Genomic DNA, 298 nt, shown 5'->3' with positions numbered 1-298 from the left:
GTTCGGTGATTTCATCGTTGATCTTGGTCTTGTCGACGCCCGGTTCGCGCGCGGCGACCAGCTTCGCCTTGATCTCGCTCATCACGTCGATGACGTTTTCCAGCGACGTATAGGCGGTATCGACCTTCGCGGCGCCGAGGCCCAAGGCGTCGGCGACGGTGGAGATCGCGCGGTTGTCCGAGCGCATGGTCGTGGCGATCGACCAATAGGCGGCGTTGTCGGCGGCGGTTTCGACGCGCAGGCCGGAGGAGACGCGTGCCTGTGTCGTTTCGAGACTGTTGTCGATGGAACGGAGGGT

1 pseudogene is annotated in these 298 nt (G+C 63.4%); it reads right to left on the bottom strand.

Going from position 1 to position 298, the window contains the following annotated elements:
- Positions 1-298: pseudogene (locus ACOZKU_RS27685) on the bottom strand (flagellin); the annotation flags it as partial.

The organism is Shinella sp. M31 (genome assembly GCF_049199205.1).
GTDB lineage: Bacteria > Pseudomonadota > Alphaproteobacteria > Rhizobiales > Rhizobiaceae > Shinella.
The sequence above is the reverse complement of the archived record's forward strand: the minus strand, read 5'-3'. Positions and strand labels throughout refer to the sequence as shown.